A 16013-nucleotide genomic window follows, 5' to 3' on the forward strand; every position below is an offset into this window, starting at 1 on the left:
GAGCGTTGGGTGGGCGGTTCCCGGGCGGCGGTTCATTGGCCCCTCGTCGCGAACCAGGCGCGGGCGTCGTCGCAGTCCTTGCCGATCTGCGCGACCAGGGCCTCCAGGCCGGAGAACTTCACTTCGTCGCGCAGCTTGGCCAGGAAGTTCACCCGCAGGTGTTCGCCATAGATCTGGCGATCGAAATCGAACAGGTAGACCTCCAGTACCGGGCTGGCATCGGCCCCTTTCACCGTGGGGCGCACGCCCAGGCTGGCGACGCCCTGGTAGTTGCGCTCCAGCCCTTCCACGCTGACCACGAAGATGCCCAGCATCGGCGGGCGGTTGTGGCGCAGCTGGATGTTGGCGGTGGGAAAGCCCAGCTCGCGTCCCAGTTTGTCGCCGCCGACCACGCGGCCGGAAATCGAATAGGGGCGTCCCAGCAGATCGGCCGCATGCGCCAGATTGCCGTCGGCCAGCGCATCGCGCACCGTGGTGGACGAGATGCGTTCGCCATCCAGCGCAACGGTGGCGAGGCTATGGGTCTCGAATGCGGTCGAAGCCTTGAGCAAGGCGAAGTCGCCGGCACGCTTGGCGCCGAAGCGGAAGTCGTCGCCAACCAGCAGATAACGCGTGTTCAGTTCGCGCGCGAGGATGTGATCGCGAAAATGCAGCGCCTCGATGCCGGCGAAGCGGGTGTCGAAACGCTGGATGACCAGGTGGTCGATGCCTTCGCCCGAGAGCAGTTCGATCTTCTCGCGCAGGCTGGTCAGGCGGGTGGGCGCGCTTTTGGGCGCGAACAACTCGCGCGGATGCGGCTCAAAGGTAAGCAGGGCGGTTTGCAGGCCGCGCAATGCGGCGGCGCCGCGCAGTTCGGCGAGCATGGCGCGATGGCCGAGGTGCAGGCCATCGAAGTTGCCGATGGTCAGAGCACAGGGGGGAAGGGCGGCTAGGGCCGTACCGCGAAGAAGACGCATGGCGCTCGCGCGTAATCCTTTGCAAAACCGGACATTTTAGCGGTGAAGCGACCTCTTGTCAGTTCGCCGTGCCTGGACGGTGCGATCGTCATTGGTGATCAATATTTGATTTTCCTAATATTTGAGGGTATGGCTCGCGGGAGAGGTCGATGTCGGGCGATTACGACCAATGGCTGGTGGCGCTTTCCTTTGTCGTCGCGCTGCTTGCCTCCTATACCGCGCTCGACCTGATCGGGCGCGCAGCCTTCCAGCAGGGCTGGGCACGCCGTGCCGCCCTGGCGGGCGGCGCCGTGGCGCTGGGGTGCGGCGTCTGGTCCATGCATTTCATCGGCATGATTGCCTTCCGCCTGCCGATCCACATTGCCTATGACCTGCCCATCACGCTGTTGTCGCTGCTGCTTGCCCTGTTTGCCGCCTTGCCGGTGGCGTTGCTGGCGGTCCGCAAACGGTTGAGTTGGCGGCAGGCCGCTTTTGGCGGGTTGCTGGCCGGCGCGGGCATTTGCGCCATGCACTACGTGGGAATGGCCGCGATGCGGATGTCGCCCCCCATCCACTACGACTGGCTATGGATGGCGCAGTCGATGGCCATTGCGGTGCTGGCATCGATGGCGGCGATTCATCTAGGGGCCAGGCTGAGCCGCCGCGATCTCCCTCATCGCATGCTGCAACGCATCGGTGGCGCGCTGCTGATGGCCGTGGCCATCGCCGGCATGCATTACACCTCGATGGAGGCCGCGCATTTCGCGCCGGGCGCGCTATGCACCGCGACTTCCGCCCTGGACGACAACATCCTGCTGGGCATCGGCATCGGGCTGTTCGCCTTCCTGTTGATGGGGGTCGCCCTGCTGGCGCCGTTGTATTCGGTCATCGCACCCCAGTCGGGCGCCAGCGCCGCGGTAGTGTGGCGCCGCTGGCACCTGGGGTTGCTGGGCGGGGTGCTGCTGGTGGCGATGATCGGAGGAAGCGGCGCGTTGCTGTATGAAATCTACAAGGTGACGCTGTCGGGTATCGAGAACGAAGCGGACATCATCCATCAACTGCGCACGCAGGATGAACGGCAACCCGGGCTGGCCCGCATGAGCGATCAACTGGCGGCACTGGATGCGCAGATCGATTTGCGCAAGCGCGACGGCGCGGTGTTGCTGGGCCTGGCCAGTGCGTTCTTCACCGTGGTGCTGCTGCTGTGCGTTGGTGTTCTCGGCGCGGTGTGGCGCCTGCTGCGCGGCGCGCAGGCCCTGAACGAGCAGCAGAAGCGCCTGACGCGCGAAGTGGAGGAACGCGAAGCGGTGAGCGATGCGCTGCGGCAGGCTAACGGGGCATTGCAGATCGGCATGCAGGCCATGCGTCGCCGCAACGTGGAAGTCACCCTGCTGCGCGATCTGGGGCGGATGCTCGATTGCTGCCGCTCGTTCGACGAGGCCAAGGAGGTCATCGCCAACCAGATGCCGCAGTTGTTTCCTGGCGGTGCCGGCCAGTTGTTCGTCAATCGGCCGTCCGGCGGCATGCTGGCGCTGGAGGCGAGCTGGGGCGAGGGGGCCGTCGAGGGCGACGACATCGAGACCGACGACTGCTGGGCACTGCGGCTGGGCCAGGTACACTGGCGCGGCGCCGACAACCATCCGGCGCGCTGCCGCCACCACATGATGCGCTCGCGGCACGAAACGCTCTGCGTGCCGATGACCGCGCAAGGCCGCAACCTGGGGCTGCTCACCGTCTGGGCGCCTCAGCCGGATCGCGGCCCCTGGCTGACGGAGCCGGAACGGCAACTGGCGCAGTCGGCGGTCGAGCAGATTTCGCTGGCGCTGGCCAACCTGCAATTGCGCGAAACGCTGCGGCTGCAATCGGTGTCCGACCCGTTGACCGGCCTCTACAACCGCCGCTACCTGGACGAATGCATGCAGCGTGAACTGGCGCGGGCCCGGCGCGGTGGGCATCCGCTGGGGCTGGCGATGATCGATATCGATCACTTCAAGCAGTACAACGACCGCTACGGACACGAAGCGGGCGACGCAGTGCTGGTGGCGCTGGCGCAATGCCTGCGGCAACTGGGGCGTGCCGAGGACATCATCTGCCGCTTTGGCGGCGAGGAGTTCACCGCCTTGCTGCCCAACGTGAGTCGGGACGGCACGCTGGCCTGGGCGGAGCGGCTGATGGACGAGGTGAGGGCGTTACAGGTGACCTGGCAGGATAGCCAGCTGGGCCGGATCACGATATCGGTGGGGCTGGCCTGGCATGCCGGCGGCAACCTGAGCGCCGAAGCGCTCATCGACCATGCCGATCACGCACTCTACGCGGCCAAGCATGCCGGGCGCGATCGGCTGTGCTGGGCGGCGGACGCCTTGCCCGGCTAGCGCGGGCTATTGCGACGCCTGCACCCTGCCGTTTTCCAGCGCGACTCCCGAAACGATCTGGTTGTTGCCTACCCGGACGCGCACCACTTCGCCCACGGCGGCATTGTTCAGCGCCACGCCTTCGTTGGTGACCTCCAGGCCATCCAGGTGGAACACCACCCGCACGCGCTGGTTCTGGCGCACCGAGGTCGCGGCGCGCAGCATCTCGCCGCGCAGCGCGCCCCCCTGGCTGACCGCGGAGTTGAGCACCCGCCCCACGGCCATCGCCGGGTCGAGGATGACGCTGCCGGGCAGTTGCGCCAGATCGCCCTGTTGGGGTGCCAGATCGCCCATCTGCAAGGTACGACCACTGGCCAGGGGACGCGCCGCCACATAGTAGGTGGCGAGGATGGAGACGGTCACGGGGTAGTTGACAGCCCAGCGCGCGCCTTCGATGCAACGGACCCGGACCATGGTCTTGCCCACGAGGCGATAGCCCTGCGGCAATTGCAGATCCAGTTGCAGACAGCCGTCGAGTCTTAATCGGTTGTCGATTTCGCCCAGCCGGTAGCTGGCGCCTGGCGTGGGCGCAAGCTGCACATCCAGCCAGTTGGCAACCGCGTCCTGCACCGCGCGCAAGTCCTGCGGGGCGGCGAAGACAAATGGGCTTGCCAGGCAAAAAGTGATCAGGCGCAGCGTGCGCGCGGTGAGATCGGACATGGCCGGATGATACACGACCGGGCCGCAGGGCCTACAATTCGGGCTAATTTGGCATAGGGCCTTCCCGGCCCATGCCCCTGTCCTGGCGCGCGCTTCGACATCCGGACGGCGCATTGGTCGCAAGGTGTCGAAACCGTGGCGGATGACCTGTCGTCCCACCGGGTGCCGCCTGGTCGCCTGCTCTTTCTTGCCCGGCCCATGCTTGTGGACCATGGGTGCACGTGGCGATTTCACATTGAAACGCCGTTACCCCTGTCGGCCTCCCCGAGGCCGATGTCTGAGGATGTACGAACATGCTGGAAATGCTTTTCGGATTGACCACGCTGATGGTGTTGCTGGCCGGCGCGCTGGTGGTGGTGCGCCTGCAGTACCTGGCGCGCGCCCAGCAGGATGTGCTGGCCACCTTGCAGGAAGACATGGAGGCACGGCATCGCGCGATGCTGACCGACCTGCATGCGGGCCTGACGCGGCAGACCGAGTTGATCCAGGCGGGCCTGACCCAGCATGGCACGCTGTTGCAGGAGGTGGTCAGCCGCTCCGGTGACCGCCTGCGCGACAGCATGGGCGAAAGCTTCGAACGCCTGCGTGGCGCCGTCGGGGCCGAGATGAAGGAAACGCGCGAAGCGCAAAGCCGCCTGCAAACCGCACTGACGGATTCGCTGGCTACATTGCGCCTTTCGCTGACCACCAGCCTGGCGGAGGCGCGCGAGCAGGCGCAGCACCAATTGGCCGAGATTTCCGGCACCGTGCAGAGCAAGCAGGACACCTTGCGCGAGGACGTGCTGCTCAAGTTGTCCACCATGCTGGCCGAACAGTCGGCGCGCGAGATGGCGAAGATCGAAGCGGTGCTGGCGCAGAACACCGAGCGCCTGACGCAGACGGTGGGCGAGCTGACCAAGACCGCCGATGGCCGCCTGGCCGAGATCTCCGGCAAGGTGACCGAGCGACTGGACGAAGGCTTCAAGAAGACCAACGAAACCTTTGCCAGCGTCATGGCGCGGCTGGCCACCATCGACGAGGCCCAGAAGAAGATCGATGGCCTGACCACCAACGTGGTCAGCCTGCAAGAGCTGCTGGGCGACAAGCGCAGCCGTGGCGCGTTTGGCGAGGTGCAACTGGAACACCTGGTGCGCAATGTGTTGCCGGCGCAGGTCTACGAACTCCAGGCCACCCTGTCGAACGGCACCCGGGCCGATTGCATCCTGCACCTGCCCGAGCCCACCGGCACCGTGGCGGTGGATGCCAAGTTCCCGCTGGAGAACTACCACCGCATGTATCAGCCGGGCGCGAACCGCACGCTGATCGCGCGGCTGTTCGTCGCCGATGTGAAGAAGCATGTCGACGATATCGCCACCAAGTACATCATCCCCAACGAGACCGCCGACGGCGCCGTGATGTTCATCCCGGCCGAGGCAGTGTTTGCCGAGATCCATGCGCACCATCCCGAACTGGTGCAGTACGCGATGGCCCGGCGCATCTGGATCGTGTCGCCGACCACCCTGATGGCAGTGCTCAACACGGCGCGCGCGGTGATCAAGGATGTGGAAACCCGCAAACAGGTGCACATCATCAAGGATGCGCTGGGCCGGCTGAGCCAGGAGTTCAACCGCTTCGACGATCGCATGAAGCGGCTGGCGCAACATATCCGCCAGGCCAACGACGATGTCCAGCAGGTCAGTATCACCAGCGAAAAGATCTCCAAACGCTTCAATGAGATCGAACAGGTGACGCTGGAGGGCGAGCCCGTCGCGGCCCCCTTGCCGGAGCCGGTACCGGAGCCTGTATCGCAGGCTCTGGTGGACTAGCGCGGCGGCCCGCCGATCCTTGCTGCCGCAATGAAAAACGCCACCTCGAGGTGGCGTTTTTCATTGGGTGTCGCAGCGGTGTGCCGATATGCGGAACCGCGTGGTGGGGGAAAGCCGGCGTCTATCAGTAATCATGTTGCTATGCAGCAATTTAGCTTCTATATTGTCAACTGTGTGAAATTTACTGGCAGTCTGGATTCAGCAAGCTTGTTCCAGGTTGCATACGAGCTGTTATTGCTGCATTACGATGCACGCATGGTTCACGGCGTAGCGTTTGCTACGCACCCCCCGGCATGGTTGTCCACCATGCCATTGCTCCCGGGATGGCCTTGCGGCCATCCCGTTTTTTTATGCGGCGAGCTGTTCGCCTTGCTGCTTCTCGAACGAGGCCCACTGTTCGGGGTAGTAGTTGCGCATCAGGATCTGCATGTGACCCAGGATGCTTTGCAGCTTGCGCATGATCTCGGAGCCGCTCAGTTCATAGTACGAATAACGGCCTTCCTGGGTGCAGATCACCAGGCCGCATTCGCGCAGGAACTTGAGATGGCGCGATACGACGGAGCGATCCTGCGGGAAATAGGCCTTGATCTGCATGATGCTCAGCCGGCCATGTTGCAGCAGCACCGAGACGATGCGCTGGCGGGTCGGTTCGGACAGGGCTTTGAACAAGCCGGAATCAAGGTCGCGTTGCAACAGGTTGATGGCGCTGAGCGCCGGCTCGGTGCCGTTGGTCTTGGGGCTGATGCTGTGTTGCGATGCGGACATTGGAAGCTCCTCTCTCGGGTGAAACTCCTACCATGGGTTATCGCGTGGCCTTACAGCATGGTTGAGCTGTGCGTCGGGGCCGGTCGGCGTGGTAGGCGGGGGAATTGGGCAGTAAGCCCGCTTGGGCGGTTTATAAAGGATTTCACCGGCGAAGCATCGTTAAACTTCATTAATGAAGCGTCCATCTCGATGCACATGGCAAAAAAAACGCACGCTCGTGCGTGCGCCAATCAGAGGAGAGAGATGAAGCTTGCAAGCCGGCTCGCCCAAAGCGAAACGTTTGCAAGTCCTTATTTTGCCAGCGGTTATGCGCTTGTCCCATAAGAAAAAACACCGATAGGGCGTACCCTGATCGGTGTTTTTCAACATTCCCGTCCCAGCGCCAAGCGGGGTCAGACCACGTTCAGCACCTCATAGCAGGCGCCCATCGTGTGATAGTCGGTCTTGCCCGCGGGCGATTTGAGATCGTCCACCTTGCGGTTATCGGGAGTGAGAATGCGGAACCAGGCGCCGTACTGGTGATCGACAAAGTACTGCCAGGCATACGCCCAGATGCGGTCGTACCAGGCCCAGTAGCGTTCATCGCCGGTCCGTGCCGCCAAGAGCGCCGCTGCGGCGAACGATTCGGCCTGCACCCAGAAATACTTGTCCTCGTCGTAGGGTTTGCCTTCCAGGTCATAGCCATAGATCAGCCCGCCGTGCGTGGCGTCCCAGCCATCCCGCATCGCGTGGTCGAACAGTTCCTGCGCGCGCGGCAGCAGCCAGTCGGCCGGCGCGTGGCGCTCCAGGATCAAGAGGAGCTTGGCCCATTCGGTCTGATGGCCGGTCTGGAACCCCCAGGGGCGGAAGATATTGGTCTTGTCGCCCTTGGCGTAATCCAGATCGGGGGTCCAGTCCGGTTTGAAATGCTCCCAGACCTGCCCACCGGTGAAGCCCGCCTGGCGACGGGTAAAGTTGCTGGCCAGCAATTGCGCGCGCTCCAGGTAGCGGGCCTCGCCGGTGGCCTCGTAGGCGGCCAGCATCGCCTCGCACGAATGCATGTTGTCGTTCTGGCCGCGATAGTCGGTGAGGGTGAAGTCGGGCGCGGCTTCACTGGCGTAGACGCCATGCTCGGGCAGCCAGAAATGCCGTTCCATCACCTCGTAGGCCTCGCCGAGCCAGGCGCGCGCCTCGTCAATGCCGGCTTTCACGCCGCAGGCATAGGCCAGCATCACGAAGGCCATGCCATAACAATGGCGCGTGGCATCGACCACTTCGCGACCGCGCAGGACCCAGGCATAGCCCCCGGTTGCCGGATCGCGATGCGCATCGCGCAGGAAGGCCAGGCCGTGCCGCACGCGCTCCTGGTATTCCGGGTTGCCGAACTGCCGGTAGGCCATCGCGTAGTTGAAGACGAAGCGGGTGGACGAAACCAGATGGCGGGTTTCGTGGTCGTAGATGCTGCCGTCGTCGCGGAAATGCTGGAAGAATCCCCCCGCGGGATCGACCACCCGAGGGTCGTAGAAAGCCATGGTGTGCCGGATGTGGTCGAGCAGGAAATCGCGTTGGCGGAAATTCGGATTCATCGGACAGTCCTCGAAAGTGACGGATGGCCGGCCCCGTGGCGGCGGGCGGGCGCATGGAAGGCTTCTTTGGCCGGATCGCCGGTCAGGCGCGGGCAAAGCCGGTACGGATAATGTAAGCTGCGTGCGCTGACGGGTCTGTAGGTGCTACAAGGGCTTGCATTGCCCGCGGAACAAAGCTAGAGCGATTGCAGCAGTATGGACGAATGCGCCGGAGCCGGGGCGGGCCGCCTCAAAAGGGGACAACTGATGAAAAAGACGATGATGCTGGTATTGATGTGTGGCGTGGCCGCCTTTGCCAGCGCGGAAATCTACAAGTGGAAGGATGCTGACGGGCGAGTGCACTATTCCGATACGCCGCCGCCCGGACAGAACAAGGCGCAGGTCATCAATACCAAGGAGCTGCCGGTCAGTTCGCTGCCGGCGAACCGTAACGAGGCCCGCACCGATGCTGCGACACCGGCGCCTTCGCCCGTGCCGGGCGCCGCCGAAGCCAAGCCTGCCGCCCCCGCTGCCGCGGCGGCGCCGCCCAAGGATCAGGCCGCCTGCGACGCCGCGCGCAAGCGCAACGATTTCCTCAACAACAACAAGCTCTACAAGGCCATCAACGAAAAGGGCAATGTCGAGTTTGTCGATGCGGAAAAACGCAAGCGCGAACTGGCCGAAACCGAAGAGGCGATCAAGAAAAACTGCCAGTAAGGCCGTACCTCGCTTCATGAAAACGCCTGCAGATGCAGGCGTTTTTCATTGGGGTTCTGTCTCGTTCACACCGACCGCAGCCGCCGATCGAGCAACGGCGAGGCTCCCTCGCGGCGGCGAGGGCGGGGGAGTGGAATCAAACAGGAAGAGCCGATGCAGGCATACCCAGGACAACAAGCGCCCGGCTCTGCCGGGGGCCTGCTGCCGCTCGATTTTCACTGTGGGAAGGCCAAGTCGCCCAGGCTCGTGCGGCGAGGGCGGGGGGAGTGGAATCAAACAGGGTGCGCCGTTCCTGGCCTGCCACCGACCTCGAGCATCCGGCTTTGCCGGAGGCCTGCTGTGCCCTGATCTGCCTCGCTGCGTGCAAGGTCGGCAGGCTCAACGCACAGGGGTCGAAGCCACTGACCGAGCACAGCGAGGCTCCCTCGCGGCGGCGAGGGCGGGGGGAGTGGAATCAAACAGGGTGCGCCGTTCCTGGCCTGCCACCGACCTTGAGCATCCGGCTTTGCCGGAGGCCTGCTGTGCCCTGATCTGCCTCGCTGCATGCAAGGTCGGCAGGCACAATGCACAGGGGCCGAAGCTACTGACCGAGCACAGCGAGGCTCCCTCGCGGCGGCGAGGGCGGGGGGAGTGGAATCAAACAGGGTGCGCCGTTCCTGGCCTGCCACCGACCTCGAGCATCCGGCTTTGCCGGAGGCCTGCTGTGCCCTGATCTGCCTCGCTGCATGCAAGGTCGGCAGGCGCACTCAACCGCACTCGGCCTTCATCCGGCGTTCCAGCTCATCGGGCGGCACGTCCTCGACATGGGTGGAGAGATACCAGACGTGGCCGAACGGATCGACCACCGTGGCGCTGCGGTCGCCGTAGAACTTGTTTTCCGGCTTGTTGCGAACCGTGGCGCCGGCGGCTTCGGCGCGCTGGCAGGCGGCATCACAGTCCGGCACGTACACCATCAGGCCGACAGTACTGCCGCCGCGTGCGAGCGGGCCCAGCGCGTCCATGTCCGGGTATTCGGCGGCCAGCATCACCACGCGCCCGCCGATCTTGACCTCGGCGTGGCCAAGCTGGCCCTGATGCATCATGCGGAACAACTCTTCGGCGCCGAAGGCGTCGCGATAGAAGTCCAGCGCGGCGACGCCGTCATGGACAAACAGATAGGGCACCACGCCCTCATAGCCGGTGGGAATCGCTTGGACGCTCATCGGATCACTCCGTGGGTTTCGGGGGCTACCAGCTTAGGTGCCCCTGCCAGGGCAACGCCGTCAGGCAGACGGGCAGCGGGGCGTACTGATGAATGGCGAGGGCGGCTAGGAAAATCCATGTCTTGAAAACCCAGAGGACGCGGAGAACACAGCGCATCACAGAGAAAAACTGAGAAGGCGCTTCAGTAATTACTGCGATGCTTGTGCCCGGCGTGAGGGCCAAATCCCGGTCAAAGCGGATTCCGTTTTTTTTTTCTGCGCGACGCTGTGTTTTCCGCATCCTTTGGGTTTCAGGACGTTGGTTTTCAGCGTTACCGCCCCCGCACCCGTAATACCTTGCCGTCGTCTTCGTCCGTGAGCAGGTAGACCCAGCCGTCCGGCCCCTGGCGTACGTCGCGGATGCGTTGTTTCAGGTCGGTGAGCAGGCGTTCTTCGGCGACGATGCGCTCGCCGTCCAGCGACAGTCGCACCAGCATCTGGTCCTTGAGCGCCCCCACCAGCAGGCTGCCGTGCCAGCCGGGATAACGGTCGCCGGTATAGAACGCCATGCCCGAGGGCGCGATGGAGGGGTCCCAGTAGTAAATGGGCTGCTCCATGCCGGCCTTGGCCGTGCCTTCGCCGATCTTGAAGCCGGTGTAGTCGCGGCCATAGGTGATGATGGGCCAGCCGTAGTTTTTCCCCGCCAGCGGGATATTCACCTCGTCGCCACCGCGCGCGCCATGTTCCACTGTCCACAGCTTGCCGCTGGCGGGATTGATCGCCGCCGCCTGCGGGTTGCGGTGTCCGTAGCTCCAGATCTGCGGGAGTGCACCGGCCTTCGATCTGAAGGGGTTGTCGGCCGGAATGGCCCCATCGGGCTCGATGCGGATCACCTTGCCCAGGGTCATGTCCAGCTTTTGCGCGTGATCGCGTTGCTGGCGCTCGCCCAGCGTGACGAACAGCCTGCCGTCGGGCGCGAAGGCCAGCCGGCTGCCGAAGTGGTTGCCACCCGGTGTCTTGGGTTGCTGGCGGAAGATCACCTTCAACTGTTGCAGGCTGGCCTGGGCGCCGTTTTCCGCCAGCCTGGCGCGTGCCACGGCGGTGCCGGCCAGACCGTTTTCGCCAGCTTCGGCATAGCTGAGGTAGAGCAGCCGGTTTTGCGCGAAGGCGGGGTCAAGCGCTACATCGAGCAAGCCGCCTTGGCCGCTGGCGTACACGGCCGGCACGCCCGCCACGGGCGGGCCTGCCTTGCCCTGGCGGTCGATCAGGCGTAGCCGGCCAGGTCGTTCGGTGACCAACATGCGGCCATCGGGCAGGAAAGCCAGCGACCATGGGTGTTCCAGCCCGGTGGCAACGGTTTCCACGGTATGGCGATGGTCCACCGTGGGTTTCAGGCCCGCTTCCGCCAGCGGCAGCAGAGCGAGCAGCACGCCGGCCAGCGCGAGCCGGGCGCTCATGCGGCGTGCGCCAGCAGATCGCGCAGCACGAAGGGCAGGATGCCGCCGTGCTTGTAGTAATCCACTTCGATGGGGGTGTCGATGCGGCAGCGTACCGGCACGTGCTGGGTGGTGCCGTCGGCGCGGTGGATCACCAGCGTCAGGTCCTGCTGGGGCTTGAGCGTGTCGTCCACGCCCAGGACATCGAAGGTCTCATCACCGGTCAATGCCAGGGTGGTGGCGCTGTCCTCACCCTTGAACTGCAATGGCAGCACGCCCATGCCTACCAGGTTGCTGCGGTGGATGCGCTCGAAACTGCGCGCCACCACGGCCTTCACGCCCAGCAACTGCGTGCCTTTCGCCGCCCAGTCGCGACTGGAGCCGGTGCCGTATTCCTCGCCGGCAATCACCACGGTGGGGATGCCACGCTGCTGGTAGGCGGTGGCGGCATCGAAGACGCTGACCTGCTGCCCGTCCAGCAACGTGAAGCCGCCTTCGATGCGCGTGCCGTCGGCGTGCGCCGGCAGCATCAGGTTCTTCACCCGCACATTGGCGAAGGTGCCACGGATCATGATGTCGTGATGACCGCGCCGGCTGCCGTAGCTGTTGAAATCGACGCGTGCCACGCCATGCGTGCGCAGGTATTGCCCGGCGGGCGTGTTCTCGCCGAACGAGCCGGCGGGGCTGATGTGGTCGGTAGTCACCGAATCGCCCAGGATCAGCAATGCCCGCGCCCCTTTCACATCGCCGATGGTGCCGGTCTGCATCGAAAAGCTGTCGAAGAACGGCGGGCGGGCGATATAAGTGGATTCCGGCCACGAATACACCTCTCCGACCGGGGCGGGAATCGCGTTCCACAAGTCCAGATCCTTGGTGAAATCCTGGTACAGCCGGCGGAACACCTCCGGGTCCAGCGCGTAAGGCAACAAGGCGTTGATCTCATCGCTGCCGGGCCAGAGGTCGCGCAGGTAGACCGGCTGCCCGTCGCTACCCGTACCGAGTGCATCGTGCTCCAGGTCGATGTTCACCGTGCCCGCGATGGCAAAGGCCACCACCAGTGGCGGGCTGGCCAGGTAGTTGGCGCGGATGTTGGGGTGGATGCGCGCTTCGAAATTACGATTGCCCGACAGCACGGCGGCGGCGATCACGTCGTGTTGCGTGATTGCCTGATTCAGTTCCGGTGTCAGGTCGCCAGCGTTGCCGATACAGGTGGTACAGCCATAGCCGGCCAGGGCGAAGCCCAGTTGCGCCAGCGGTTCCAGCAGGCCGGTCTTTTCCAGATATTCGGTGACGACGCGCGAGCCCGGCGCCAGGCTGGTCTTGATATGTGGCCGGACGGTCAGCCCGCGCGCCACGGCCTTGCGCGCCAGCAGGCCGGCGGCCAGCAGCACGCCTGGGTTGGAGGTGTTGGTGCAACTGGTGATGGCGGCGATCAGTACGTCGCCGTGGCCCAGGTCCACGCCCACGTCGTGTCCCGTATCGATGCGATCCGGCGTCGGGCGGTTATCCACCATCTCACGCTCGTGGCGCGGCGCACCGGCCGGGGTTTCCTGCCGGGGTTCGCTCGCCGGCTGGGTGGCGGCGAATGCCACCGCCACGCGCTGCGCCAGGGTGGCGGCATCCTTGCCGAAGCCATTGCTGGCGGGCGCGGCCGAAAACAGCGCGGCGAAGGTCTTTTTCATGTCCGGCAATGGGATGCGGTCCTGCGGGCGCTTGGGCCCGGCCAGGCTGGGCACGATGCCGGCAAGGTCGAGGCAGACCGTCCTGGTGTAGTCGATCTCGCCCGTGCGCGGCACGCCGAACAGGCTCTGCGCCTTGAAATACGCTTCGAAGGCTTCGATTTCCGCCTCCAGCCGGCCGGTGCCACGCAGGTAGGCGATGGTCTTGTCGTCCACCGGAAAGAAGCCCATGGTGGCGCCGTATTCCGGGGCCATGTTGGCGAGGGTGGCGCGGTCGGTCACGGTCAGGCTGGCCGTGCCCTCGCCAAAGAATTCGACGAACTTGCCCACCACCTTTTCGCGGCGCAGCAGTTCGGTCACGGTCAGTACCAGATCGGTGGCGGTGACACCTTCGCGCAGCGCGCCCTTGAGTTCCACGCCCACCACGTCCGGCGTGAGGAAATACACCGGCTGGCCCAGCATGGCGGCCTCGGCCTCGATGCCGCCCACGCCCCAGCCGACCACGCCCACGCCGTTGATCATGGTGGTGTGGCTGTCGGTGCCGACCAGTGTGTCGGGATAGGCGAGGCCATCCTTGATCTGTACGCCCCGGAACAGGTACTCCAGGTTGACCTGGTGCACGATGCCGACGCCGGGCGGCACCACCTTGAAGGTATCGAACGCCTGCATGCCCCATTTCATGAACTGGTAACGCTCGCGGTTACGCGCGAACTCCAGCAGCATGTTCTGCCGCAGCGCGTCGGGCCGGCCGTAGACGTCCACCTGTACCGAGTGATCGACCACCAGATCGACCGGCACCAGCGGCTCGATCACCTGTGGGTTCTTGCCTTGCGCATCGGCTGCGCTGCGCATCGCGGCCAGGTCGGCCAGCAGCGGCACGCCAGTGAAATCCTGCAACACCACGCGGGCGACGACGAAGGGGATTTCCTCCACCCGCTCGGCGACGGCCTGCCAGTTGGCAAGCTGCCGTACGTGCTCCTCGGCCACCTTCTTGCCGTCGCAATTGCGCAGCACCGATTCGAGCACCAGCCGGATCGACACCGGCAAGCGGCTCACCGGGCCGACGCCGGCCGCTTCCAGCGCGGGCAGGCTGTAGTAGGACAGCGTATTGCCGGACGGCAGGGCGAGGGTCTTGAGCGTGTGGTGCAGATCATGGGGCATGGCGGGCTCCTTGTTTGGCTGACGTCCCGGCGGGTGGTGTCACCGCACGGCGCTTTCTTTGCTGTGCGACTACGCGGAAGCGGTGTTGTTCACAAACTTACTCATCTTTGCCCAGAACCGTGACAAAGCAAGCGTCGGATTGCCGCCACGACAGGGTGCCATCCCGTGTTAGGGCGTGTCGTCACCTGTTTCGCGGCAGCGCTGGGCCGAAAAAGCACTAGCCACCAGGCGCATGACGCAGGCAATAACCAGTTATTGGCAAGGAGTGCAACGCAGTGGATGGTGTTTTTTCGGCCCAGCCCTGCGGGTTCGGCGCATTTCGGGCGCAGCGCGCCAGGAGCTGGCCGCTTGCGGTATCCATACCGCCGCGCATCCAGCTCCTGGCGCGGCATCCCGAACTGCACCGAACGCTGTCGTGAAACAGGTGACGACACGCCCTAAGGCGAATCGATATCCAACCAGGGGAGCGAAAGAAGAAAGGCGGGCGCGTTGCTGCACCGGACAGGCAAGCCTGTCCTAACCAGCGTCCTGCGCTGGCACCATTGCTGCGGCGCTGTCCTCCAGCCATTGGCAGAAGGCCGCCACCGCAGGGTCGTTCATCGCGCCGCGCGCCGCGATCCAGCAGTAGCCACGCACCGGCACCACCGGCAACGGCAGCGGCGCAACCAGCCGGCCGGCTTCGATCTCGGCCTGCATCATCGGCAGCGGGCCGAGCGTGACGCCCAGCCCATCCATCGCGGCTTGCAGCGCCAGGTAGAAGTGGTCGAACTGTTGGGTGGCCGCAGGCTTCAGGTCGGCCATGCCGGCCAGCGCCAGCCAGCGCTGCCACGCGGAGGGGCGAGTGTCGGCAAGCAGTAGCGTGTGCCGCGCGAGGTCGGCAACGTCGCGTAGCGGCATGCGTTCCAGCAGGCGCGGGCTACAGAGCGGCAGTTCCCATTCGTCCAGGAACGGCTTGCTCACATGGCCGGGCCAGTCGCCGGGGCCACGGCGGATCGCCACGTCGAACGGCGCATCCAGCCGGCCGATATCGCGGTCCGAGGTCATCAGGCGCAGCTCGACGTCGGGATAGTCGTGCTGGAACCGCGAAAGACGGGGAAGCAGCCAATGCATGGCCAGCGTGGGCGTGGAGTTGATCGTCAGCCGACGCTGGCGCGATGGTTTGCGCAACTGCGCGGTGGCGTTGGCGATGATGTCCAGGCCATCCTGTACCTGCACCAGGTAACGCCAGCCGGTATCGGTCAGTTTCACCCGTCCGCCCTTACGCTCGAACAGCTTTACCCCCAGCCAATCCTCCAGTTGCCGGATCTGCTTGCTGATCGCGCCGTGCGTGACGAACAGCTCGTTCGCAGCGGCGGAAAAGCTCTCCAGCCGAGCGGCCGATTCGAAAGCGCGCAGTGCATTGAGCGGGGGCAGGGTCTGGGACACGGTGGTGCGGCCTCGCGACGAGAGGTTGTGACTGCATGGAACCTGCGAAGGCCGATCCAGCCCGTGCGGATGGCGTGGCTGACGGTGCCTGATCGTCTACAGGTGGCGCCATCCATGGAAATGGGGCGCAAAACGATCTGTGAGTATATCTCACAGCCGCTGTGGCGATTACTCGTTTGTGTCGCCCTGCGCTTGCGCGTAATCTTCGCTCCCAAGCGCCACCGTGCAAAATCTACACGCGCGGGTGCGCACCACTGAGCAAGCCGCTGACCAGCCTTCACCGGCTGATGTGGC

The 16013-nt window shown here is 64.8% G+C and carries 11 protein-coding genes; 3 read left to right on the top strand and 8 right to left on the bottom strand.

Annotation, left to right across the window (positions count from 1 at the left end; translation table 11 throughout):
• Positions 1 to 32: 32 nt before the first annotated feature.
• Complete coding sequence (locus FAZ21_RS20570; RefSeq protein WP_136773333.1) at positions 33 to 956, bottom strand: bifunctional riboflavin kinase/FAD synthetase; 924 nt, start codon at positions 954 to 956, stop codon at positions 33 to 35.
• Positions 957 to 1105: 149 nt separating this feature from the next.
• Between FAZ21_RS20570 and FAZ21_RS10165 the strand changes: the two genes are divergently transcribed.
• Positions 1106 to 3307 carry a diguanylate cyclase gene (locus tag FAZ21_RS10165; protein WP_136773334.1) on the top strand — a complete coding sequence of 734 codons (2202 nt, stop codon included), beginning with the start codon at positions 1106 to 1108 and terminating at the stop codon, positions 3305 to 3307.
• Positions 3308 to 3313: 6 nt separating this feature from the next.
• Here the strand turns inward: FAZ21_RS10165 and flgA are convergent, their stop codons facing one another.
• Positions 3314 to 4006 (bottom strand): flagellar basal body P-ring formation chaperone FlgA, encoded by a 693-nt coding sequence (flgA, locus tag FAZ21_RS10170; protein ID WP_169307340.1) that lies wholly within the window; start codon positions 4004 to 4006, stop codon positions 3314 to 3316.
• A 293-nt stretch (positions 4007 to 4299) separates the two neighbouring features.
• On the opposite strand from flgA, the gene FAZ21_RS10175 reads away from it, so the two are divergent.
• On the top strand, positions 4300 to 5811 hold the full coding sequence (locus FAZ21_RS10175; RefSeq protein ID WP_136773336.1) for a DNA recombination protein RmuC: 1512 nt from the start codon (positions 4300 to 4302) through the stop codon (positions 5809 to 5811).
• Between the two features lie 348 nt (positions 5812 to 6159).
• Here FAZ21_RS10175 and FAZ21_RS10180 read toward each other — a convergent pair whose 3' ends face one another.
• Positions 6160 to 6576, bottom strand: a complete 417-nt coding sequence (locus FAZ21_RS10180) for an ArsR/SmtB family transcription factor (RefSeq protein WP_136773337.1) — start codon at positions 6574 to 6576, stop codon at positions 6160 to 6162.
• Positions 6577 to 6968: 392 nt separating this feature from the next.
• A complete protein-coding gene (locus FAZ21_RS10185; RefSeq protein ID WP_136773338.1) occupies positions 6969 to 8141 on the bottom strand; it encodes an AGE family epimerase/isomerase in 1173 nt (390 codons plus the stop codon).
• Positions 8142 to 8387: 246 nt separating this feature from the next.
• Here FAZ21_RS10185 and FAZ21_RS10190 point away from each other — a divergent pair, with 246 nt between their 5' ends.
• Positions 8388 to 8837 (top strand): DUF4124 domain-containing protein, encoded by a 450-nt coding sequence (locus FAZ21_RS10190; RefSeq protein ID WP_169307341.1) that lies wholly within the window; start codon positions 8388 to 8390, stop codon positions 8835 to 8837.
• 746 nt (positions 8838 to 9583) lie between these two features.
• Here FAZ21_RS10190 and FAZ21_RS10195 read toward each other — a convergent pair.
• The 4 genes from FAZ21_RS10195 to FAZ21_RS10210 form a co-directional block, all read right to left on the bottom strand.
• Positions 9584 to 10039: a VOC family protein gene (locus FAZ21_RS10195; protein ID WP_136773340.1), complete on the bottom strand. Its 456-nt coding sequence runs from the start codon at positions 10037 to 10039 to the stop codon at positions 9584 to 9586.
• Positions 10040 to 10350: 311 nt separating this feature from the next.
• Positions 10351 to 11475, bottom strand: coding sequence for a PQQ-dependent sugar dehydrogenase (locus FAZ21_RS10200; protein WP_136773341.1), 1125 nt, complete (start codon positions 11473 to 11475; stop codon positions 10351 to 10353).
• Positions 11472 to 14294, bottom strand: coding sequence for an aconitate hydratase (locus tag FAZ21_RS10205; RefSeq protein ID WP_136773342.1), 2823 nt, complete (start codon positions 14292 to 14294; stop codon positions 11472 to 11474). Before FAZ21_RS10205 ends, FAZ21_RS10200 begins: the two co-directional genes overlap by 4 nt.
• Positions 14295 to 14810: 516 nt before the next feature.
• Positions 14811 to 15719: a transcriptional regulator GcvA gene (locus FAZ21_RS10210; protein WP_136773343.1), complete on the bottom strand. Its 909-nt coding sequence runs from the start codon at positions 15717 to 15719 to the stop codon at positions 14811 to 14813.
• Between the last annotated feature and the right edge of the window lie 294 nt (positions 15720 to 16013).

Source organism: Chitiniphilus eburneus, assembly GCF_005048205.1.
Taxonomy (GTDB): domain Bacteria; phylum Pseudomonadota; class Gammaproteobacteria; order Burkholderiales; family Chitinibacteraceae; genus Chitiniphilus; species Chitiniphilus eburneus.